We start from the raw sequence: 21,984 nt of genomic DNA, 5'->3' as shown, positions 1-21,984 counted from the left end.
TTGCGAATAGCTCGACTGTACCTGAGTCAGCATCCCTAACTAGTCATCCAGACGACATAGTCCGGCAGTTTCGGACGAAAGCATCACCGCCCCGCCAACGACATCGCCACCGCACGCTTGAACGGCGTCAACCGCTCGCCGATGCGCAACATCGCATCGCGAACGATCAGCGCCGGCAACGAATCGCGCGTATAAATCTCGGTGATCAGCCGCGTGATCATATAAAGCGGCCGCGTTGCCTGCCGATGCTTCTGCTCATAGCGCGCCAGCAGCGCATCGCCTGCGATATCGAGCCGCGCCGCATGTGCATCGAGAATCGCCCGCGCGAGCGTCTCGATTCCGTCCAATCCGAAGTTGAACCCATGCGCCGTCACCGGATGCATGCCGACCGCCGCATCGCCCACGGTCGCGAACCGCTTCGCGACAAATCGCTTCGGATAAACCGACACTAGCGGATACACATGCCGAGTGGAGCGCAGCGCCATCCCGCCGAGCCGCTGCTCGAAGCGGCGTTCGATCTCGCGATTGAACGCATCGGCATCGAGCCGGCTCAGGCGCTCGATGTCGCGCGCCGCAAGCGTCACGACGACCGACGACCGATACGCGCCGCTCTCCGGATCCGGATTCATCGGCAGGAGCGCGAGCGTCTGCCGATGCCCGAACCATTCCCACGCCGCGTGATCGTGCGGACCGTCGTGCGTCATGCAGCACACCAGCATCGACTTGCCGAAGTCGTGCATCGCGGCGGCGATGCCCATCATGCGGCGCGTCGCGGAGTAACGGCTGTCCGCCGCCACGACGAGTTGCGCCATGAGCGTCTCGCCGCTTTCGAGGCGCACGCGCGCGCCGGTGGCGTCGGTATCGACGTCGATCACGCGCTCCGACGCCATCACGCGAATATCCGCGCCCGACGCGCGAAGATGCTCGACCGCTTCGAACGCCGCGCGCCGGATCAGATGATTCGACGCGAGCCAGCCGAGCTCGGCATGACCGGAAAGCGCATGACCGATCTTCAGCGCGAACGGCGAGGTTCCGTTGAAGATGCGCGCATCGGCGAGCTGCGACTTCGCGTGCGCATCGATGCGCGCCCACACGCCGAGCGTCTTCAGAAACGCGACGGACTTCTGCGTGAGCGCGATCTCGCGTCCATCGAAAGCAGGCTCACACAGCGCCTCGCGGCTTTGCTGCTCGACGAGCGCGATCGACAGCCCCGCGCCGCCCAGCGCGTTCGCCAGACACAAGCCCGCCGGCCCCGCGCCGACGATCACGACATCGGTGTGCATCATCTTTCTGGGCTTGCTGGTTCGAAAGCGCACAACGATATCCGAAAGGCCGACGCACCATCCGCGACAGCGGGTCGCGCGCTATAGTCGCAAGGTCGCCAACAGACGGAACACTTCGCTCATGAAAACGGTATTGATCGTCGGCGCGTCGCGCGGCCTCGGCCACGAGTTCGCGCGCGAATATTGCCGCGACGGCTGGCGCGTGCTGGCCACGGCACGCGACAAGGCATCGCTGTCCGCGCTCGACGCGATGGGCGCGCAAACCTTCCCGCTCGACGTCACGCAGCCGGAGCAGATCGCCGCGCTCGCCTGGCAACTGGACGAGGAAAAGCTGGATGTGGCGATCGTCGTATCGGGCGTGTACGGCCCGCGCACCGAAGGCGTCGAAACCATCGGCGCCGGTGACTTCGATCAGGTGATGCACACCAACGTGCGCGGCCCGATGCAACTGATCCCCGTGCTCCTGCCGCTCACCGACGCCGCGCGCGGCGTGCTCGCGGTCGTGTCGAGCAAGATGGGCAGCATCGCCGAGACGAGCGGCACGACCGGCTGGCTCTATCGGGCGAGCAAGGCGGCGCTCAATGCGGCGCTCAAGGTGGCTTCGCTGGAATCGCGCCATTCGGCATGCATCGCGCTGCATCCGGGCTGGGTGCGCACGGAGATGGGCGGCCCGTCGGCGGCGATCGATGTCGCGCACAGCGTCGCGGGCATGCGCGCGGTCATCGCCGAGGCGGGCGCGATGCGCGACGAATTCAACGGAACATTCGTGCAGTACGACGGCACGAAGATCGAATGGTGAAAAGGGAGTGAACGTGACTTATCAGGTACACGGTGTTTCCGCCTCGGGCAACTGCCACAAGGTGCGCCTCGTCCTCGAACAGCTCGGCCTGCCCTACGTGTGGCATGAAGTCGACATGATGAACGGCGCCACCCGCACCGACGCGTTCCGAAAGCTGAACCCGAACGGCAAGGTGCCGGTGCTCGTCATCGACGAAACCACGACGCTCTCCGAATCCGACGCGATCCTCTGCTATCTCGCCGACGGCACGCCGCTCATGCCGGACGACCGCCTCGAACGCGCGCAAGTGCTGCAATGGATGTTCTTCGAGCAGTACAGCCACGAGCCGTATGTCGCGGTGGCGCGCTTCATCCTGCAATTTCTGAAAAATCCCGACGATGCGCGCCTGCCCGACAAGATCGCGGGCTCGTATCGCGCATTCGACGTGATGGAGCAGCATCTCGCGACACGCACGTTTTTCGTCGGCGAGCGCTACACCGTCGCGGATATCGCGCTCTACGCGTACACGCACGTTGCGGATGAAGCGAACCTCGATCTGTCTCGCTATCCGGCGATCCGCGCGTGGCTCGAACGCGTGCGCAGCCAGCCGCGTCACGTCTGCATGCCGGGCGTCGATCTATGAAGCCTACGGAATGTCCGTGCGGCGGCGCGGCGCCCGATCAGCGCCCGAATGCGCGCGCGCCGCGCTATGAAGCGTGCTGCGGGCGTTTCATCGACGGCGGCGAAGCGCCCGCGAACGCGATGGAACTGATGCGCTCGCGCTACACCGCTTACGTGCTCGGCGACACGGCGTATCTGCGCGCGACCTGGGCCGAATCGACCTGCCCGCCCGATCTCGACGCCTCCGATACCGAAACGCGGTGGCTCGGGCTTCAGATCCGGCGCCACACTCACATCGATGCCGATCACGAGGAAGTCGAATTCGTCGCGCGCTACAAGGTGGGCGGGCGCGCGCATCGGTTGCACGAAGCCAGCCGCTTCACGCGAAACAGCGCAGGCAAATGGATTTACATTGATGGCCAGGTCAAGGAAAAGTAAATACGAATTTAAGAAATAGCGTAATGACGGCGGTATTAATTTCCTAAGAATTTCCTTTCATATTAAACAGTTACGGGGTTGCACTTATTGTGCAGTGCAATTTTGAACGGTTAATCTCTGTTCACGTCAGGGCGCAGTCATTCCCGTGCCCGGACCTCGCAGCGAAGCCCCGTTTTGAAGCCAATTGTCATGCCTTTTCCGGGCATGACTCCCGGAACCCGCAGCCAATACTGCTCTTCACGAGCAGCGCGATAGGTTTGTGACTTCAATCAGACGTTTGGGGCCACGCCGTATCAACGCCTTATTGGAAGCGCAGTCGGAGTTCACGGATGGCGATCAGAACCTGGTTGATCGGATGCAGCATGATAGGCGCGCTCGCGACGTCCTTCGTCACGTCCGCCGTGCGCGCCGAACCGATCGGCGGCGTGCGTCAATCCGAAGGGCTCCAGGCACCCGCGTTCGGCCAGACGCTTTCCCGGGTTCCCGATTCGCTCGACTCCGGCCTGCCCGTCGTCGCGAGTAGCCTGAACGAAGCCGTCATCCAGATTCCCGAAGCCGATATCTCGCTCGAAACCACGGTGTTCAAGCCGGACGGCGCGGGCCCGTTCCCGATGATCGTCTTCAATCACGGCAAGCTCCCCGGCGACTCGCACGCGCAGCCGCGCAATCGCCCGGTCGCGCTCGCGCGTGAATTCGTACGCCACGGCTATGTGGTCGTCGTGCCGAATCGCCGCGGCTTCGCGGGCTCGGGCGGCGATTACGCCGGCCACGGCTGCAATGTCGAAGCGAACGGCTTCGCGCAGGCGCAGGACGTCGCCGCGACCGTCGCTTACATGAGCCAGCAATCGTATGTCGACAAGACGCATATCGTGGTCGCGGGCACGTCGCACGGCGGCCTGACGACCATGGCCTATGGCGCGCGCGACGTGGTCGCCGCGCCGGGCGTGCGCGGTCTCATCAACTTCTCGGGCGGCCTGCGTCAGGACGAATGCGCGGGCTGGCAGAAGAATCTCGTCAACGCGTTCGGCAACTACGGCGAGCACGTGCGCCTGCCGTCGCTGTGGCTCTACGGCGAAAACGATTCGGTCTGGCAAGGCGATCTCTCGTCGCAGATGTACGCCGCGTACACGTCGCACGGCGCGCGCGCGAACATGGTCGATTTCGGCAGCTACAAGAACGACGCGCATCGTCTCGTCGGCGATCGCGACGGCGTGCAGATCTGGTGGCCGCGCGTGAAGACGTTCCTCGCGCAGATCGGCATGCCCACCGCCGTGCAATATCAGGTTTCCGAGCCGCGCATGCCGAGGGCGACCGATTTCGCGGATCTCGATTCGGTCCAGTCCGTTCCGTACGTCGATGAAAGCGGCCGCGCGGGCTATCGCAACTTCCTCTCGCAGTATTCGAGCCGCGCGTTCGCCGTGTCCGATTCGGGCGCGTGGTCGTGGGCCGAAGGCGGCGACGATCCGATGTCCGTCGCCATCGCGAGCTGCCAGAAGCAGAGCGCCGATCCGTGCAAGCTCTACGCGGTGAACAATCGCGTCGTGTGGAACGATCAGGCGGCTCAAACCCAGACGGCATCGCGCTGAACGCGCCCTTTCCCGCGCCCTTCGAACGCCGGCTCTCGCGCCGGCGTTTTTGCATCTTCAGCCGCCGATCGCCCGACAACGCGTGCAGTTGCACGAAGTTGCGGGCGTTAGCGCGTTTTCGCATTTCCGATGGGCGCGCACGCATGCCCAAAAAACCTTCCGATTACGGAAACCTGCGCGTCTTTTAGGGATAATTGACTCGCGCAGTTTTTCCAGCAACGCAAGCGTCCCGGCGCTTGCCCGAAGCATCCGGCCCGCACCGCGCGCGCGGGCCTGGGAGCCGTTTTTGAACACAGAAGCCAATCAAGACTGGGTCGCCCGCTCGCTTGCAGCCGTGTGGCATCCGTGCACCCAGATGAAACATCACGAGCGCGTGCCGCTCGTGCCGATCGCGCGCGGCAAGGGCGCGTGGCTCTACGATCCGCAGGGCAACCGCTATCTCGATGCGATCAGCTCGTGGTGGGTCAACCTCTTCGGCCACGCGAACGACGACATCAACCGCGCGCTGAAGGATCAGCTCGACACGCTCGAGCACGCAATGCTCGCGGGCTGCACGCACGCGCCGGCGGTCGAGCTGGCCGAGCGCCTTTCCGCGCTCACCGATCGCACGCTCGGTCATGCGTTTTTCGCGTCGGATGGCGCGTCGGCGGTGGAGATCGCGCTGAAGATGAGCTTTCACTTCTGGCGCAATCGCGGCCACGCCGAGAAGCGCGAGTTCGCGTGCCTCGCCAACAGCTATCACGGCGAAACGATCGGCGCGCTCGGCGTCACCGATGTCGCCATCTTCAAGGACGCTTACGATCCGCTGATCCGTCACGCGCATGTGGTGGCGTCGCCTGCGGCAGTTGGCGTCGATGAAGCCATCGCCGCGATGCGCGCGCTTTTCGAGCAACGCGCGTCGACGCTCGCGGCCGTGATCGTCGAGCCGCTCGTGCAGTGCGCGGCGGGCATGGCGATGTACGACGCGTCGTATCTCACGCAGTTGCGCGCGTTGTGCGACGAATACGGCGTGCATCTGATCGCCGATGAAATCGCTGTCGGCTGCGGGCGCACCGGCACTTTTTTCGCGTGCGAGCAGGCGAATATCTGGCCCGATTTCATTTGCCTGTCGAAGGGCATCAGCGGCGGTTACCTGCCGCTTTCTATCGTGCTCACGCGCGACGAGATCTACGCCGCCTTCTACCACGACGACGTCACGCGCGGCTTCCTGCATTCGCATTCGTACACGGGCAATCCGCTCGCATGCCGCGCCGCGCTGGCGACGCTCGATCTGTTCGACAGCGCGAACGTGCTTGCCGAGAACCGCCGCAAGTCCGCGTTGCTGCATGAAGCGCTTCAGCCGCTCGCGAAACACGAGCGCGTGCGCAACCTTCGCAATCGCGGCACGATCTTCGCGTTCGATGTCGATATCGACGACCGCACGTTCTCGCGCCGCTTCTTCGCCAACGCATTGAAGCGCGAACTGCTGATGCGCCCCATCGGCACGACGGTGTACATGATGCCGCCCTACATCCTTTCCGATGACGAACTCACGCTTCTCGCGCAACGCACGCGCGAGACGCTCGATGCCACGCTCGCGGAGGACGCCGCATGAGCACGACAGCGAGAGCGCTGTACGAAACGCTCGAACAGGGCTTGAAAGATATCGACGCGCGCGGCCTGCGCCGCCGCCGCAAGACGATCGATGGCGCGTGCTCCGCGCATATGACCGTCGATGGCCGCGAGATCATCGGCTTTGCGAGCAACGATTATCTCGGCCTCGCCGCGCACGACGCGATCCGCGCGGCGCTGGCCGAAGGCGCGAACCTGTATGGCGCGGGCAGCGGCGGTTCGCATCTGCTCGGCGGCCACTCGCGCGCGCACGCGCAACTCGAAGACGATCTCGCCGCGTTCTCGGGCGGCTTCGTCGACAACCCGCGCGCGCTGTACTTCAGCACCGGCTACATGGCGAATCTCGCGGTCGTGACCGCGCTCGCCGGACGCGGCACGATCGTGTTCTCCGATGCGCTGAATCACGCGTCGCTGATCGACGGCGTTCGTCTTTCGCGCGGAGAGACGCAGATCTATCCGCACGCGGACATGGACGCGCTCGACGCCATGCTCGACGCCTCGCGCGACGATGCATCGACCAAGCTGATCGTCACCGACACCGTGTTCAGCATGGACGGCGATATCGCGCCGCTCGCGCGTCTCGTCGAGCTTGCGGAAAAGTACGGCGCGTGGCTCATCGTCGATGATGCGCATGGCTTCGGCGTGCTCGGTCCGCAAGGGCGCGGCGCGCTGGCGCACTACGCGCTGCGCTCGCCGCATCTCGTCTACGTCGGCACGCTCGGCAAGGCGGCGGGCGTCGCGGGCGCGTTCGTCGCGGCAGATGAAACCGTCGTCGAATGGCTGATTCAGCGCGCGCGTCCGTATATCTTCACGACGGCGTCCGCGCCCGCGGTGGCGCATGCGGTTTCGAAAAGCATCGAAATCATTGCGGGCGACGAAGGCGATCAAAGACGCGCGCATCTCGCCTCGCTCATCGAAACGACGCGCGCAATGCTGAAACGCACGCGCTGGATGCCCGTCGATTCGCATACCGCCGTGCAGCCGCTCGTGATCGGCGGCAACGACGAAACGCTGGAAATCGCCGCCGCGCTCGACAAGCACGGCCTCTGGGTTCCCGCGATTCGTCCGCCCACGGTGCCCGCGGGCACGTCGCGGCTGCGCGTCTCGCTTTCCGCCGCGCACAGCGAGGACGATCTCGCGCGCCTCGATCACGCTTTGACTACGCTATGACCGCTTTATCTTTCTTCGTCGCCGGGACCGATACGGAAATCGGCAAGACGCTCGTCTCTTCCGCGCTGCTGCACGGCTTCGCGCGCGCGGGCCTGCGCGCCGCCGCGATGAAACCGATCGCGTCGGGCGCAGTCGAGCGCGACGGCGTGCTGCACAACGAAGACGCCGATCAGCTCGATGCCGCCGCGAACGTCGCGCTGCCGAACGACATCCGCACGCCGTTCATGATGCGCGAGCCGATCGCGCCGCATATCGCCGCCGCGCGCGAAGGCATCACGCTCGATATCGCGCGGATCGTCGACGCGCATCGCATCGCGATGTCGAAAGCCGATATCGTCGTCGTGGAAGGCGTCGGCGGCTTTCGCGTGCCGCTCACCGATAAACTCGACACCGCCGATCTAGCCGTCGCGCTGAGTCTTCCCGTGGTGCTCGTCGTCGGCATGCGCCTCGGCTGCATCAGCCATGCGCTGCTCACCGCCGAAGCCATCGCGTCGCGCGGGCTGAAGCTCGCGGGCTGGGTCGCGAATCGCGTCGATCCCGCCATGCTTTATCCCGACGAAAATCTCGCTTCACTGAAACACCGCATCGATGCGCCGCTCATCGGCGTAATTCCCCATCTCGCGCCGGCCGATGCAGCGCGCGCCGCCGATCATCTCGACATCGGCATTCTGACTGACCCGCTTCATCAAAAGGATTGAACTCATGACACAGCAAATCACCGCTGAGACACCTTCCCAGATCACGCCGCAGCCGATGCAGCGCTGGCGCGTCGCCGATGTCGTCGCGCTCTACGAACTGCCGTTCAACGATCTGCTGTTTCGCGCGCAGACCGTGCATCGCGAGAACTTCGATCCGAACGCGGTGCAGCTTTCCACGCTGCTCTCCATCAAGACGGGCGGCTGCGAGGAGGATTGCGCGTACTGCCCGCAGTCGGTGCATCACGAGACCGGCCTCAAGGCCGAAAAGCTGATGGACGTCGAAGAAGTCCTGAAGGCGGCCGAAGTCGCGAAGTCCAACGGCGCGACGCGCTTCTGCATGGGCGCGGCGTGGCGCAATCCGAAGGACCGTCATCTGGAGCCGATCAAGGACATGATCCGCGGCGTGAAGGCGATGGGCCTCGAAACCTGCGTGACGCTCGGCATGCTCGAAGCGCATCAGGCGCAAGGTCTGCGCGACGCCGGTCTCGACTACTACAACCACAATCTCGATACGTCGCCGGAGTTCTACGGCCAGATCATCTCGACGCGCACGTATCAGGACCGTCTCGACACGCTCGAACACGTGCGCGATGCGGGCATCAACGTGTGCTGCGGCGGGATTGTCGGCATGGGCGAATCGCGGCGCGAGCGCGCGGGGCTGATCTCGCAGCTCGCGAACATGGAGCCGTATCCGGAATCGGTGCCGATCAACAATCTCGTGCAGGTTGCGGGCACGCCGCTCACCGGCGTCGAGGCACTCGACCCGTTCGAGTTCGTGAGGACGATCGCGGTCGCGCGCATCACCATGCCGAAGGCGATGGTGCGTCTCTCCGCCGGCCGCGAGCAGATGGACGAAGCGCTGCAGGCGCTGTGCTTCGCCGCGGGCGCGAACTCGATCTTCTACGGCGACCAGCTTCTGACGACGAGCAACCCGCAGGCGGAAGCGGACCGCAAGCTGATCGAGCGTCTCGGCATGCGTGCGGAAACGGCGCAGAACACGAGCGCGCGGGAAAGCGAGCGCGGCTGCGGTCACGGCTGCGGGCACGAGCACGCCAACTGACGCTCGCGCGTCCAACCGGCTCGCTCCGCGCGGGCGAGCCGGTTTGCCGCCGCATCGCGCACCGTAGAATGTCCGAACGTCCGATGAACTCACCGAATCAAGCGGCATGAAAATCATCTTCTACGAACAACACGCCGATACCGACGCATGGCTTGACGGCCTGCGACGCGAATTGCCCGATGCGGACCTGCGCGTCTGGGAGCCGGGCGACACCGCGCCCGCCGATTACGCGATCGTCTGGCGCGCGCCGCGCGAGCTCTTCGCGAATCGTCCCGATCTGCAGGCGGTGTTCAACCTCGGCGCGGGCGTCGACGCGATTCTCGATGTCGAGCGCAAGGAACCCGGCACGCTGCCGCCGAACGCGAAGCTCGTGCGTCTCGAAGACACGGGCATGGCGCAGCAGATGGTCGAATATGCGACGTACTCCGTGCTGCGCTACATGCGCCGCTTCGACGAATACGAAGCGTTGCAGCGCGAGCGCCGCTGGGAAAAGCGGCCGCAGCACGCGCGCGAATCGTTCACGGTCGGCGTGCTCGGGTTGGGCGTGCTGGGCGCAGAAGTCGCGAAGGGACTGTTGAATCTCGGCGTGCCCGTGCGCGGCTACAGCCGCTCGCCGAAGACGATCGAAGGCGTGCAGGTTCACGCCGGCCCCGGTCAGTTCGACGCGTTCCTCGACGGCGTGAAGGTGCTCATCAACCTGTTGCCGCACACGCCGGACACCGAAGGCATTCTGAACGCGCGGGCGTTCGGCAGGCTCACGCGCGGCGCGTATCTCGTGAACGTGGCGCGCGGCCCGCATCTCGTCGATGCCGATCTCATCGCCGCGCTCGACAGCGGCCAGATCGCCGCCGCGACGCTCGACGTATTCCACACCGAGCCGCTGCCGAAGGATCATCCGTTCTGGACGCATCCGCGCGTGTCGGTGACGCCGCATATCTCGGCGGAGACGTTGCGCGACGAAAGCATCGTGCAGATCGCCGGCAAGATCCGGGCGCTCGCGCGCGGCGAGCCGATCAGCGGCATCGTCGATTTCAAGCGCGGATACTGAACAGCAACGCATCGCATATAAAGGGAGACAGCCATGATTCCGGCCAAAGTGAAAATCGTCGACGTCGCGCCGCGCGACGGCCTGCAGAACGAGAAGGAGTTCGTGTCCACCGAAATCAAGATCGAGCTGGTGAACCGGCTCGCGCGCGCGGGCATCGTGAATGTGGAATCGACATCGTTCGTGTCGCCCAAATGGGTGCCGCAGATGTCCGACGCCGCCGCCGTGATGGCCGGCATCGAGCGCCGTCCGGGCACCATTTACTCGGTGCTCACGCCGAACATGCGCGGCTTCGAAGGCGCGCTCGAAGCAAGAGCCGATGAAATCGTGATCTTCGGCGCGGCGAGCGAGGCGTTCTCGCAGAAGAACATCAACTGCAGCATCGCGGAGAGCATCGCGCGCTTCGAGCCGGTCGCGAAGGCCGCGAAGGACGCGGGCATGCGGCTGCGCGGCAGCATCTCGTGCACGCTCGGCTGCCCGTATCAGGGCGAAGTGAGCATTGAATCGGTGGTGGATGTCGTCGAGCGCATGAAGGGGCTCGGCTGCGATGAAATCGACATTGCCGATACGATCGGCGTGGGCACGCCGAAACGCACGCGCGAAGTGCTCGCGGCGGTGCAGAAGGTGTTTCCGCGCGAGCGGCTTTCCGGGCACTTCCACGACACGTACGGCCAGGCCATCGGCAATATCTATGCGGCGCTGCTCGAAGGCATCGAGATCTTTCACGCGTCGGTCGCGGGGCTCGGCGGCTGCCCGTATGCGAAGGGCGCGACGGGCAATGTCGCGACGGAAGACGTCGTCTATCTGATGAACGGGCTCGGCATCGAGACGGGCGTCGATCTCGATCAGCTCGTCGATATCGGCGATTTCATTTCGCGCGCGATCGGCAAGCCCAGTTCGTCGCGCGCCGGCAAGGCGATCTTCACCAAGAAGCGCGACAGCGTCACGGCCTGCGCCTGAACAAACAAGGAACACGATGATCGATCAGTTACCCGATTCCGCGCGCCGGGTCGCGCTCTTGTTGAAGGAACGCGGCCATCCGCATGCCGTCGTGATGCTGCCGGAGACCGGCAAGACATCGGCGGAAGCGGCGGCCGGGCTCGGCTGCTCGGTCGCGCAGATCGCGAAGTCGATTCTCTTTCGCCGCCGCGAGGACGACGCGCCCGTGCTCGTGATCGCGAGCGGCGCGAATCGCGTCGATGAGGCGAAGGTCGCCGCGCGCGTCGGCGCCCTGGCGCGCGCGGATGCGAAGTTCGTGCGCGAAAAGACCGGCTACGCGATCGGCGGCGTGTGCCCGATCGGCCACGCGGTCGAACCGGTCACGCTGATCGACGAAGACCTGCTCTCGCTCGAGAGCCTGTGGGCCGCGGCGGGTCATCCGCACGCGGTGTTCAACCTGTCGCCGCAGGAATTGATCGAGCTGACGGGCGCGCCGGTCGTCGATGTCGCGTTGCGCGAGAACGCGGAGTCATGACGGAAGTGGCGTCACCGTGCGTCGATGTCTGCCGCATGAATCCGGACACCGGTTTCTGCGACGGCTGCTTTCGCACCATCGACGAAATCGCCGCGTGGGCGTCCTATGACGATGACGAGAAGCGCGCGGTGCTCGCGCGCGTCGAGAGCCGGCGTCAGGGCGCGCGCGTCGTGACGATAGGCGAATCGTTCGAAGCGACGCTCGCGCTGCCGCCCGAATCGATCAGGCATTTCGCGACGCTCGTCAACGATCTCAACCCGCTGCATCACGACGACGCCTACGCGCGCGCGAGCCGCTTCGGCACGCTGATCGCATCGGGCACGCAGCCGACCGCGCATCTGATGGCGATGCTCGCCGCGCATTTCTCGAAAGACGCGCAGCCGCTCGGCCTCGAGTTCGGCATCAAGCTGACGCGCGCGGTGAAGGCGAACGACGTGCTCACGATGCGCTGGCGCGTGATCGAAGCGAAATGGAAGGCGAGCCTCAACGGCGATCTCGTGAAGCTCGAAGGCGGCGCGAGCAATCAGCTCGGCGAGCCGGTGATGAAGGCGACGGCGACCATCGTCGTGATGCCGAGGGAGAACGCGACGTGAACGTGTTGCCGCAAGCGCTTCGTGATTCGATGACGGTGCTCGAGCGCGGCTGGCTCTCGTCGAACAACGTGCTCTTCGTTAGCGCTGAACGCACGGCGATCGTCGATACGGGCTACGCGTCGCACGCGCCGCAGACGCTTGCGCTCGTGAAGCAGAAGCTCGGCGCGCGCAAGCTCGATCTCATCGTCAATACGCATCTGCATTCGGATCATTGCGGCGGCAATGCCCTCCTTCAGCAGACATACGCCTCCGACACGCTGATTCCCGCGAGCGAAGCGCATGCCGTGCGCGACTGGGACGAGGAAGCGCTCACGTTCCGCGCGACCGGCCAGCGCTGCGATCGCTTCGGCTTCACGGGCACGATCGAGAACGGCGCGACGCTCACGCTCGGCGGCTTCGACTGGAACGTGCTCGGCGCGCCGGGCCACGATCCGCATTCGCTGATGCTTCACTGCCCCGAGACGCGCGTGCTCATCAGCGCGGACGCCTTGTGGGAAAACGGCTTCGGCGTGATCTTTCCCGAGCTCGAGGGCGAAAGCGGCTTCGCGGAGGAGCGCGCCGTGCTCGATCTGATTGCGAAGCTCGATGTCGATGTCGTGATTCCCGGCCACGGCGCGCCGTTCACGGACGTCGCGCGCGCGCTCGACGTCGCTTCATCGCGGCTCGACTATCTGCGTGCCGATCCCGCGCGCAACGCAAAGAACGCGCTCAAGGTGCTGATCGTCTTCAAGCTGATGGAAGTGCGCGCGATGACGCTCGATGCGCTCGTCACGATGACCGCGCAAGCCCGCGCGATGCGCGCCGCCGCCGATGCGCTCGCGCCATCGGGCGAACGTCGGGTGCTCATCGAAAAGATCGTCGGGGAACTGGCGCGCGGCGGCTCGGTGCAGGTGAGCGGCGCGACCGTGTCTGCGGCCTGATCAAACCGGGCGCACAAAAAGAAAGCCGCTTGTCAGCTACGGCAAGCGGCGAATCATATGGACGTGATCAACGTCCGAAGTATCGTATCGCGACGCTATTTCACGTGCATCGGTGCTTTCCCTACAAAATTTTAACGGCTACCTGAACCGGCGTAAGACCCACGGCGGGCGCGGGTTTCAGGGCGCATCGGCCTCGAAGAAGGCGAGCATTTCCGCGAGCAGCATGTCGGGCTGTTCCTCGGGAATGTAATGCCCGCACGGCAGCGCGCGGCCGCTTACATCGCGCGCGACGCGCCGCCATTCTTCGAGCGCATCGAAACATCGCTCGATCACGCCTTCCTGCCCCCACAACACGCGCAACGGACACGCGACTTTCAGCCCGCGTTCGAGATCCGCGCGATCATGCTCCAGATCGATGCCCGCCGATGTCCGGTAGTCCTCGCACATCGCGAAGATCGCGCCGGGCGATGCCAGCGCGTCGCGATACGCCTGCAACGCGTGCGGCGCGAACGGCGCGAGCCCCGCGTGACGATTGCCCATCACGCGATCGATATACGCGTCCGGATTGCCGCCGATCAGCAACTCGGGCAGCGGCGTCGGCTGAATCAGGAAGAACCAGTGGAAGTACGCGGTCGCGAATGCGCGGTCGGTCGCTTCGTACATCGCGAGCGTCGGCGCGATATCGAGCAGCATCAGGCGGTCGACGGCATCGGGAAAGTCCATCGCCATGCGATGCGCGACGCGCGCGCCGCGATCGTGCGCGCAGACGAGAAAGCGATCGAAGCCGAAGTGGCGCATCACCGCCACCTGATCCGCGGCCATCGCGCGCTTCGAATACGGCGTGTGACGCTCGTCGCTCGCAGGCTTGGCCGATGCGCCGTAGCCGCGCAGGTCCGTCGCGATCACGGTGAAGTGCCGCGCGAGATCGTCGGCGCACTTGTGCCAGATCTCGTGTGTTTGCGGGTGACCGTGCATGAGCAGGAGCGGCGGCCCGTCTCCCCCTTTCATTCCGACAATTTCGATACCCGCCGCATCGACGCGAAACGGCTCGTAGTCTCCGAAAGACATGGTGTTTTCTTGTTCGTGGCGTTGCGGACCATTGTAGGCGCGGGCGCCCGTTTGCTCATGCGCGCGCGGGCCTGCAAGCATGGAAACCGAAGACTTATTCGGGAAATGGCGGATGTGTCACGAACTGTGTCATGGCTATAATCGAACGATCGTTCGCTGGCCGGGCGCGCGCGCTTTCCGCAAAATGCTCGCAGATGCCGTTTCGCCGGCGACGCTCGTAGAATCATTCCACGCTGCCCGGACACATTCAGGAGATTCGTGCCATGGCCCTGCCCGCCATCCTGCAGCACCTCGCGTTGCCTGTCGTCGGTTCGCCGATGTTCATCGTCAGTTATCCGGAGCTCGTGCTCGCGCAATGCAAGGCGGGCATCGTCGGCTCGTTCCCGGCGCTCAACGCGCGCCCCGCCGAATTGCTCGACGAATGGCTCACGCAGATTCAGGCATCGCTCGCGGAGCACAAGGCGGCGAACCCCGATGCGGTCATCGGGCCGATCGCCGTGAATCAGATCGTGCACCAGTCCAATGCGCGGCTAGAACAGGATGTGCGCGTGTGCGTCGAGCACAAGGTGCCGATTTTCATCACGAGCCTGCGCGCGCCCGTCAAAGAAATGATCGACGCGGTGCATTCGTATGGCGGCATCGTGCTGCACGACGTCATCAATCTGCGTCACGCGCAGAAGGCGCTCGAAGCGGGCGTCGACGGCCTCATTCTCGTCGCGGCGGGCGCGGGCGGACACGCGGGCACGACTTCGCCGTTCGCGCTCGTCGGCGAAGTGCGGCGCATCTTCGACGGCCCCATCGTGCTGTCCGGCGCGATCGCCAACGGCGGCTCGATTCTCGCCGCGCAGGCCATGGGCGCGGACCTCGCCTACATGGGCACGCGCTTCATCGCGACGAAGGAAGCGCACGCGCTCGAAGACTACAAGCGCGCGATCATCGATGCCAACGCCGCCGACATCATCTACACGAATCTCTTCACGGGCGTGCACGGCAATTACATCCGCGAGAGCATCGTCAGAGCCGGGCTCGATCCCGATGCGCTGCCCGTCTCCGACAAGAACGCGATGAACTTCGCCGAAGGCACGAGCAAGGCGAAGGCGTGGAAGGAAATCTGGGGCGCGGGACAAGGCGTCGGGCTGATGGAGGACGTGCCGAGCGTCGCCGAACTGGTGCAACGCCTGAAGCGCGAGTACGACGACGCGAAGGCGCGGCTCGCGATCCGCTGATTTTTTCCCGCTGGCAGAAACGAAAACACCGCGCCTTGGCGCGGTGTTTTTGCTTGATGCTTCGATGCGCTTAGAACTTCGCGCGGAGGCCGACGCCGAAGGTATCGCCCGTCGACATGCTCGTATACTTGTCGTTCAGGTACGCGGCATAGACGTCGGTGCGCTTCGAGAGCGGATAGTCGTAGCCGACCGCCCAGCTCTTGTGCGTCTGGTCGAGGCCGCCGTTGCTGCGCGAGTACGCGTACGAGGCCATCACCGTGCCCGGGCCGAGCGGCACGGTCACGCCGCCTTGTCCGGTGTTGACGTGGAACGACGTCGGCTCGATGTCGTTCTTCGTGTACATGTACTGCGCGAAGAACTTCACGTACTTCAGGTCGTACGATGCACCCAGTTGCGCGACGCTCTGGCTCTTGTAGCCCGGCACGAAGTTGGTGAGGTCGCCCGGCGTGTTGTTGTAGTTCACGTACTGATAAACGCCGGTCGCCGCGAACGGGCCGTGGAAGTACAGGAACTGCGCGCTCCACTTCTTCGAGCGGCCATCGCCTGCATTGTTGCCGAACGAATACATCGCGCTGCCCGACAGGCCGTTGAAGTCTGGCGACGTGTACTGCACCGAGTTGTTCCAGCCCGAATCGCCGACCACGCCCTGATCGGTCGTGTACGTCGGGAACGTGCCCTGGCCGAGGAACACGTGGTAGACCATCGGCGAGAAGACGTAGGAATCGACGAAGGGGTTGAAGAGAATCGTCGAGACGAAGAGTTGCGTGGTCAGGCGGCCGGCCGTGAACGTGCCGATCGGACCTTGAATGCCGACGTACGCGTTACGCGCGAAGAAGGTGTCGCCCTGGAAGCGTCCGTACTGGCCGTTCTGTGCGCGGAAGAAGCTTTCCAACGTGAAGATGGCCTTGTAGCCGCCGCCCAGATCCTCGGCGCCCTTCATGCCCCAGTACGACGTCGACATGCCGCCGCCGCTCACGTTCCATGCGCGATCACCGCCCGGGAATTTCTGCGCGCCGACCCATTCGTCGACCTGGCCGTAAAGCGAAACGCTCGACTGCGCGTGTGCCGCCCCCGCGGCGAAGAGGCCCAGCATTGCTGCGGCAACTGCGGTGGCCTTTACCGTTGCTTTCACCGTAGTCTTCGGCGCACGGTTGACGGTTGACTTCATGAACTCTCCTGTCTTTGTCGAAAATTGAAAGCTTGGCGGGCGAGGAGCGTTGCACTCGCCTCGTCTGACCGCATGGGTAGGTGGGCGAGAGAGGCATCGCATGTGGAGCGGCACCATCTTTACGGACCATTTTTCCGGTCAAAAATGTTTTTGGTTATTGCGGGTATAGCGGTTCGAATACTTCTGGCCGGTCTCGAATACAGAACAGCCCGCTTTATTTCGCACGCACGCCTTCCAGTTCGATGACCGGCGCCACGCGCAGCGAGTATCGGCGCGCTTTTCCGAGCGTCGAAAGGCACTTGAAATAAAGGAAAAATGACATTTACCCGCGCAGGGCGCATTGTCCGCGCGCGGAAAAAAGAGCGAAATGTCCGAGAGAAAATCGACGCGTAACTGTGGCGAGATTACGTCATCGTGACAACGGAACTAGACGTGCCAAGCGTTTTGCGTTCCGCGCGGAACGGCGTCCGTTGCTTTTGAGGCGGAAGGGTCAGTTGCGGTAATTGCCGTTGGCCGGCGCGCGGCCATCGTCCGACGGGCGCCCGGGCGGGCGCGGCAGACTGCGCTCTTCGTTGTAGCGCGTGATATCGGCACGGATGGAGCCCGCACCGCGCATGGGAACGCCCTGTTCGGCGCGCGGAACCGGGCGAACCTCGGCGCTCACGGGCGTCAAACCGTCTTTCGCGGCGACCGGCGTGTAGTGCAACGATTGCCTGCTACTGGTGGAGTCGCTGAAAACCGCCGACGACAGCCACTCGGCGCGGGGCCCCGCAAGCGCGAGCGAACCCGCCACCGCCAGCGCGCCGAGCGCAGCGGATGCGAAAAGCCGGGTAGTCTTGCGAAAGCCAGTGAGCGCCATGTCCAAACTGCCTGCGTCCGACCCTATTCTCGTCCGAGGCGTCGAAAGCGCGTGCTAACGATCCATGCGGGCAACCGGCCGTAGTCGGAACATCCGGGTCATGACATCGAATTGATGCAAAAACCCGCCAACCGGTGTATCCAACAATTTATTTCGCGTCGCGGCGGCAGTCGAGCCAAAAAGTGTTATGCCTGCTCGATGGTTGTAACACCATGTTACGTCAGAGTTTTTCGCCTCCCGCAACCGTTTCGGACGACCAATCATGTGACGAAAAAACCGGCCGGGCAGACTATCGCAAAGGGCGGCCACATTGTTCTGCGAACGGTCCGAATGTTGCTGTGGCGAGGGCCGGTTTCTCAGCGAATCTGTTGCTTTCATGCGCCATGGTAATCAATTGATCGTGTAAATGAATTTGCCAATTCAATCGCGCGCAAGCGAAAATCATGGTTTTCCTGACTTGACGCTGAAAACGCCGGGCACCGCGCCCGGCATGCCCACGCTCGAGACTCTCTGAATGGCACGGCCCAAATTTCTTCCCGATAATTTCACGCTTGCGCTCGTCGGCACCGTCATCATCGCGAGCTTTCTGCCCTGCCGCGGCGGCGTGGCGGTGGCATTCAACTGGATCACCGATATTGCCATCGGCCTGCTGTTCTTTCTGCATGGCGCAAAACTTTCGCGCGAGGCGATCATTGCCGGGGCGACACACTGGCGGCTGCACCTCGTCGTCCTTTTGAGCACGTTCGCGCTCTTCCCGCTGCTCGGGCTCGTTCTGAAACCGGTGCTCACGCCGCTCGTCACGCCCGCGCTCTACACCGGCATCCTGTTCCTCTGCACGCTGCCCTCCACGGTGCAATCGTCGATTGCGTTCACGTCGATGGCGAAGGGCAACGTGCCGGCGGCCGTGTGCAGCGCGTCCGCGTCGAGCCTGCTCGGCATTTTCATCACGCCGGCGCTCGTCGGGCTCGTCGTGAGCAATCATGGCGCGACGACCGGCTCGCCGTGGCATACCGTTGGCAACATCACGCTGCAACTGCTCGTGCCGTTCATTGCCGGGCAACTGTTGCGGCCGGCTATCGGCAAATGGATCGACAAGCACCGCGCGATGCTCAAGTTCGTCGATCAGGGCTCGATTCTGCTCGTCGTGTACGTCGCGTTCAGCGAGGCCGTGAACGAAGGCATCTGGCATTCGATCTCGCTGTCGACGCTCGCCGGCCTGCTCGCGGTCAATGTCCTGCTGCTGGCGGCCGCACTGTTCCTCACCGCGTTCACGGCGAAGCGTCTGGGCTTTTCCCGCGCGGACCAGATCACGATCATCTTCTGCGGCTCGAAGAAGAGTCTCGCCTCGGGCATTCCGATGGCGAAGGTAATCTTCGCGTCGCACTCGGTGGGCGCGGTCGTGCTGCCGCTCATGCTGTTTCATCAGATCCAGCTCATGGTCTGCGCCGTACTCGCACAACGCTGGGGCGCGCGCAAGACCGCGCCCGAACCCGCGCGCGAAGGCAAGAACGTCGGCGCTCCGGCGCGCCGCTGATTCACGCTTTTTCGCAAGCGGCATCAGCTGCTTCAGCGTCGCTTTTTCCTCTTCCAGTGAAGGCCGCCATGCGCGGCCTTTTCGTCATTTGATCCCAGCCGCGCGCCGGCGTCGACTCAGCCGAATGGCATAAGCCAGAAAATCTGACTTTCCACATCGAATTTCGTACGAACGCTGCCGTGCGTCCGACGCTTCGGCCTATGCCATTGGGCCGAATGGCGCCCGGGCATGTGCCTTGCCACACTATCGTTCAGAACCGTGCAGAAACGGACATAGGACGAACCATGCGGACACATCCCGTCAGCCATCGATCGCGGAAGAAGAAATGAATCACGTCGACCCACAGGCGACAGCTTCCGCCCTGCGCGGCTTTCTCGGCGAGCTGCGGTTTCAGCGCGGCAGCGCGCCGGACACAGGGCACGCGCTGCAGGCGCTGATCGCGGCGGGTCTGGATCGTCTGCCCTTGCCGGGCCGCGGCAACACCGCCGAGCGCTGGCGCGCGCTCGGCGCGGTGGCCGGGTTCGACCTGTCGCTCGTCAAGCTGTACGAAGGCCATACCGATGCCCTCGCGATCCTTGCCGAGCTTGGCGCCGAACCGCCGGAAGAGAACAGCGCCTGGGCCGTGTGGGCCGCCGAGCCGCCGAGCGCGCGGCTTTCGGCGCTGCGCGGCACCGATACGCAGACCGCACTGCTGCACGGCACGAAGGCGTGGTGCTCCGGCGCGGCCTCGGTCACGCATGCGCTGGTGACGGCATGGAACGAACATGACGAACCGGTGCTCGCCGCCGTCGGCCTGAAGCAGCAAGGCGTGCAGATCACCCATGCCGGCTGGCACGCGGTGGGCATGCATGCGAGCGCGAGCGTCGACGTGCGTTTCGAGCGCGTGCCCGCGCGGCTGGTCGGGCCGCCGCGCGGGTATCTGGAGCGTCCCGGTTTCTGGCAGGGCGGCGCGGGAATCGCCGCATGCTGGTTTGGCGCGGCGGCGGCCATCGCGACGTTCGTCGCGCGAGACGCGAGACATCGCGCGGGCCCGCACAAGCTCGCGCATCTCGGCGCCATGGACACGACGCTGTGCGCCACGGCCGCATTGCTGCGCGAGACGGCGGCGTTCGTCGATCGCGAGCCCCACGCCGACGCCATGGCGCCCGCCATGCGCGCACGGCTCGCGGCGGAGCATGCTGCCGCCCTCGTCGTCGAGCGCGCGGGCCGTGCGCTGGGCGCGGGCCCGCTGTGCCGCGACGCGCATTTCGCCCAACTCATGGCCGATCTACCGGTTTTCATTCGACAAAGCCACGCGGAGCGCGACGAAGCGGCGCTCGCCGAGCGCGTCATCGAGGAGGAATGGACTTCATGGCAAGTGTGAGCACGCGAGGGCCGACGGATCAAACGGCCATCGACCGCGCGATCCTGGGCGAAGGCACACCCGAAGCGGCGTGGCAGGGATGGGCGCGCCTCAACGCGCTGCCCGAGGTCGAACCCGGAGAACTGGTGCCATTCGGCGCGCGGGCTGTCGTAGTTGCGCCACACCCCGACGACGAAGTGCTCGGCACCGGCGGACTGCTCGCGCGTCTCTCGGAGATCAGCCGGAACATACTCATCATCGCCGTGACGGACGGCACCGCGAGCCACCCGCATTCTCCCGAATGGCCGCCGGAGCGCCTTGCACACGTGCGTCCGCAGGAAACGCGCGCGGCGCTGCAGCGCTTGCATCTGCGTCAGGTGCAGGTGGTGAGGCTCGGTCTGCAGGACGGCGATCCACGGCGCATCGAATCGAATCTATCAGGATTGCTATCCAGATATCTTGAGAAGGCAGATATCGTCTTCACGACTTGGCGCTATGATGGGCACCCCGATCACGAGGCAGCCGGGCGCGCCGTTCATTTCGCGGCAGAGGCACTCGAGCTGCCATGTGTCGAAGTGCCGCTCTGGACATGGCACTGGGCCTCGCCGGATGATACGCGCGTGCCGTGGAGCCGCGCCCGCCGCATCATCCTCGACGGCGCGACGCATGCCCGGAAGCTCCGGGCCGTGCAGGCTTTCCGAAGCCAACTCGAACCCGACGCCGCGACCGGCCAGGCGCCAGTGCTGCCAGAACATGTGCTGGCCAGGCTGACTCGGCCTTTCGAAGTCGTACTCATATGAACAACACCAACAAAAATGCTCAGCAGTACTTCGATCATCTGTATCGAGAAAATGAAGATCCCTGGAAAATCAGGCATCGCTGGTATGAACGGCGTAAGCGCGCGCTCATGCTCGCGTCGCTTCCGCACGAGCGCTACACGCGCGCCTACGAGCCCGGCTGCGGCAACGGCGAGCTGACCGCGCTGCTCGCGCCGCGCTGCGACGAACTCATCGCGACGGACATCGCCGAAGACGCCGTCGCGCTCACGCGGCAGCGCGTCGCTCAGTGTCCGAACGTGAAAGTCCAACAGATGCTGCTGCCAGACCTCTGGCCGAGCGGCAAGTTCGATCTCGTCGTGATCAGCGAAATTGGTTACTACCTTGACGAGCCGCAGCTATGGCATATCGTCGAGCACATACATCAGACTCTTTCGCGCGACGGCGCGGTCGTCGCGTGTCATTGGCGCAGGCCGATCGAAGGCTGGGGTCAAAACGGCGACGAAGTTCACGCGAAGCTGCGCGGCCGCATGAGCATGCCGGTGCTTTGCCATTACTGGGACGACGATCTGGTCCTCGACGTGTGGACGCCGGACAAGCGTTCCATTCACGACCGCGAAGCTGCCGCGTAGTGTTTTGCGATTTTTACTAAACATATTAATCGCAAAAAATCCCATAATAGACAAGCATCTACTGGTTTTCTCTGAGCCTTTTCAGGTAATTTTCCTGCTGTT

General features: G+C 64.4%; 22 protein-coding genes. 18 read left to right on the top strand and 4 right to left on the bottom strand.

The window, feature by feature from the left end; all coding sequences use genetic code 11:
- Nucleotides 1-83: 83 nt before the first annotated feature.
- Nucleotides 84-1,286, bottom strand: a complete 1,203-nt coding sequence (ubiM, locus tag AC1Z32_RS14235) for a 5-demethoxyubiquinol-8 5-hydroxylase UbiM (protein WP_483479260.1) — start codon at nucleotides 1,284-1,286, stop codon at nucleotides 84-86.
- A 118-nt stretch (nucleotides 1,287-1,404) separates the two neighbouring features.
- On the opposite strand from ubiM, the gene AC1Z32_RS14230 reads away from it, so the two are divergent.
- The 13 genes from AC1Z32_RS14230 (at nucleotide 1,405) to AC1Z32_RS14170 (ending at nucleotide 13,277) form a co-directional block, all read left to right on the top strand.
- Nucleotides 1,405-2,082: an SDR family oxidoreductase gene (locus AC1Z32_RS14230; protein WP_483479259.1), complete on the top strand. Its 678-nt coding sequence runs from the start codon at nucleotides 1,405-1,407 to the stop codon at nucleotides 2,080-2,082.
- A 13-nt stretch (nucleotides 2,083-2,095) separates the two neighbouring features.
- Nucleotides 2,096-2,704 (top strand): glutathione S-transferase family protein, encoded by a 609-nt coding sequence (locus AC1Z32_RS14225; protein ID WP_483479258.1) that lies wholly within the window; start codon nucleotides 2,096-2,098, stop codon nucleotides 2,702-2,704.
- A complete protein-coding gene (locus tag AC1Z32_RS14220) occupies nucleotides 2,701-3,120 on the top strand; it encodes a YchJ family protein (RefSeq protein WP_483479257.1) in 420 nt (139 codons plus the stop codon). The genes AC1Z32_RS14225 and AC1Z32_RS14220 overlap by 4 nt, the downstream gene beginning before the upstream one ends.
- 329 nt (nucleotides 3,121-3,449) lie before the next feature.
- On the top strand, nucleotides 3,450-4,706 hold the full coding sequence (locus AC1Z32_RS14215; RefSeq protein WP_483479256.1) for a dienelactone hydrolase family protein: 1,257 nt from the start codon (nucleotides 3,450-3,452) through the stop codon (nucleotides 4,704-4,706).
- Nucleotides 4,707-4,992: 286 nt separating this feature from the next.
- Nucleotides 4,993-6,300 (top strand): adenosylmethionine--8-amino-7-oxononanoate transaminase, encoded by a 1,308-nt coding sequence (locus AC1Z32_RS14210; protein WP_483479255.1) that lies wholly within the window; start codon nucleotides 4,993-4,995, stop codon nucleotides 6,298-6,300.
- Entirely contained in the window at nucleotides 6,297-7,487 is a 1,191-nt protein-coding gene (gene bioF, locus AC1Z32_RS14205) for an 8-amino-7-oxononanoate synthase (protein ID WP_483479254.1), read from the top strand. The genes AC1Z32_RS14210 and bioF overlap by 4 nt, the downstream gene beginning before the upstream one ends.
- Nucleotides 7,484-8,185, top strand: a complete 702-nt coding sequence (gene bioD, locus AC1Z32_RS14200; RefSeq protein ID WP_483479253.1) for a dethiobiotin synthase — start codon at nucleotides 7,484-7,486, stop codon at nucleotides 8,183-8,185. The genes bioF and bioD overlap by 4 nt, the downstream gene beginning before the upstream one ends.
- 4 nt (nucleotides 8,186-8,189) lie before the next feature.
- A complete protein-coding gene (gene bioB, locus AC1Z32_RS14195; protein ID WP_483479252.1) occupies nucleotides 8,190-9,245 on the top strand; it encodes a biotin synthase BioB in 1,056 nt (351 codons plus the stop codon).
- Nucleotides 9,246-9,351: 106 nt separating this feature from the next.
- A complete protein-coding gene (locus AC1Z32_RS14190; protein WP_483479251.1) occupies nucleotides 9,352-10,293 on the top strand; it encodes a 2-hydroxyacid dehydrogenase in 942 nt (313 codons plus the stop codon).
- A 33-nt stretch (nucleotides 10,294-10,326) separates the two neighbouring features.
- Nucleotides 10,327-11,250: a hydroxymethylglutaryl-CoA lyase gene (locus AC1Z32_RS14185; protein ID WP_483479250.1), complete on the top strand. Its 924-nt coding sequence runs from the start codon at nucleotides 10,327-10,329 to the stop codon at nucleotides 11,248-11,250.
- Nucleotides 11,251-11,266: 16 nt separating this feature from the next.
- Nucleotides 11,267-11,764 (top strand): YbaK/EbsC family protein, encoded by a 498-nt coding sequence (locus AC1Z32_RS14180; protein WP_483479249.1) that lies wholly within the window; start codon nucleotides 11,267-11,269, stop codon nucleotides 11,762-11,764.
- A 35-nt stretch (nucleotides 11,765-11,799) separates the two neighbouring features.
- Complete coding sequence (locus AC1Z32_RS14175; RefSeq protein ID WP_483479248.1) at nucleotides 11,800-12,357, top strand: DUF1289 domain-containing protein; 558 nt, start codon at nucleotides 11,800-11,802, stop codon at nucleotides 12,355-12,357.
- A 29-nt stretch (nucleotides 12,358-12,386) separates the two neighbouring features.
- Entirely contained in the window at nucleotides 12,387-13,277 is an 891-nt protein-coding gene (locus tag AC1Z32_RS14170) for an MBL fold metallo-hydrolase (RefSeq protein WP_483481629.1), read from the top strand.
- A 177-nt stretch (nucleotides 13,278-13,454) separates the two neighbouring features.
- On the opposite strand, the gene AC1Z32_RS14165 is transcribed toward AC1Z32_RS14170, so the two are convergent.
- The gene (locus tag AC1Z32_RS14165; protein ID WP_483479247.1) at nucleotides 13,455-14,345 is read right to left on the bottom strand and encodes an alpha/beta fold hydrolase; all 891 of its coding nucleotides are present in this window, start codon (nucleotides 14,343-14,345) and stop codon (nucleotides 13,455-13,457) included.
- Nucleotides 14,346-14,608: 263 nt separating this feature from the next.
- Between AC1Z32_RS14165 and AC1Z32_RS14160 the strand changes: the two genes are divergently transcribed.
- The gene (locus AC1Z32_RS14160) at nucleotides 14,609-15,571 is read left to right on the top strand and encodes an NAD(P)H-dependent flavin oxidoreductase (RefSeq protein WP_483479246.1); all 963 of its coding nucleotides are present in this window, start codon (nucleotides 14,609-14,611) and stop codon (nucleotides 15,569-15,571) included.
- 70 nt (nucleotides 15,572-15,641) lie between these two features.
- Here the strand turns inward: AC1Z32_RS14160 and AC1Z32_RS14155 are convergent, their stop codons facing one another.
- Both AC1Z32_RS14155 and AC1Z32_RS14150 read right to left on the bottom strand, forming a co-directional pair.
- On the bottom strand, nucleotides 15,642-16,739 hold the full coding sequence (locus tag AC1Z32_RS14155; RefSeq protein ID WP_483479245.1) for a porin: 1,098 nt from the start codon (nucleotides 16,737-16,739) through the stop codon (nucleotides 15,642-15,644).
- A gap of 490 nt (nucleotides 16,740-17,229) precedes the next feature.
- Nucleotides 17,230-17,598, bottom strand: coding sequence for a hypothetical protein (locus AC1Z32_RS14150; protein WP_483479244.1), 369 nt, complete (start codon nucleotides 17,596-17,598; stop codon nucleotides 17,230-17,232).
- Between the two features lie 514 nt (nucleotides 17,599-18,112).
- Here AC1Z32_RS14150 and AC1Z32_RS14145 point away from each other — a divergent pair.
- The 4 genes from AC1Z32_RS14145 (at nucleotide 18,113) to AC1Z32_RS14130 (ending at nucleotide 21,882) form a co-directional block, all read left to right on the top strand.
- Nucleotides 18,113-19,132, top strand: a complete 1,020-nt coding sequence (locus AC1Z32_RS14145) for a bile acid:sodium symporter family protein (protein ID WP_483479243.1) — start codon at nucleotides 18,113-18,115, stop codon at nucleotides 19,130-19,132.
- A gap of 325 nt (nucleotides 19,133-19,457) precedes the next feature.
- A complete protein-coding gene (locus AC1Z32_RS14140) occupies nucleotides 19,458-20,495 on the top strand; it encodes an acyl-CoA dehydrogenase (protein WP_483479242.1) in 1,038 nt (345 codons plus the stop codon).
- Nucleotides 20,483-21,274, top strand: a complete 792-nt coding sequence (locus tag AC1Z32_RS14135; RefSeq protein ID WP_483479241.1) for a PIG-L deacetylase family protein — start codon at nucleotides 20,483-20,485, stop codon at nucleotides 21,272-21,274. Before AC1Z32_RS14140 ends, AC1Z32_RS14135 begins: the two co-directional genes overlap by 13 nt.
- Nucleotides 21,271-21,882: a class I SAM-dependent methyltransferase gene (locus tag AC1Z32_RS14130; protein WP_483479240.1), complete on the top strand. Its 612-nt coding sequence runs from the start codon at nucleotides 21,271-21,273 to the stop codon at nucleotides 21,880-21,882. Before AC1Z32_RS14135 ends, AC1Z32_RS14130 begins: the two co-directional genes overlap by 4 nt.
- The last annotated feature ends 102 nt before the right edge of the window (nucleotides 21,883-21,984 follow it).

Source organism: Caballeronia sp. 11_S32, from assembly GCF_056930355.1.
The sequence above is the reverse complement of the archived record's forward strand: the minus strand, read 5'-3'. Positions and strand labels throughout refer to the sequence as shown.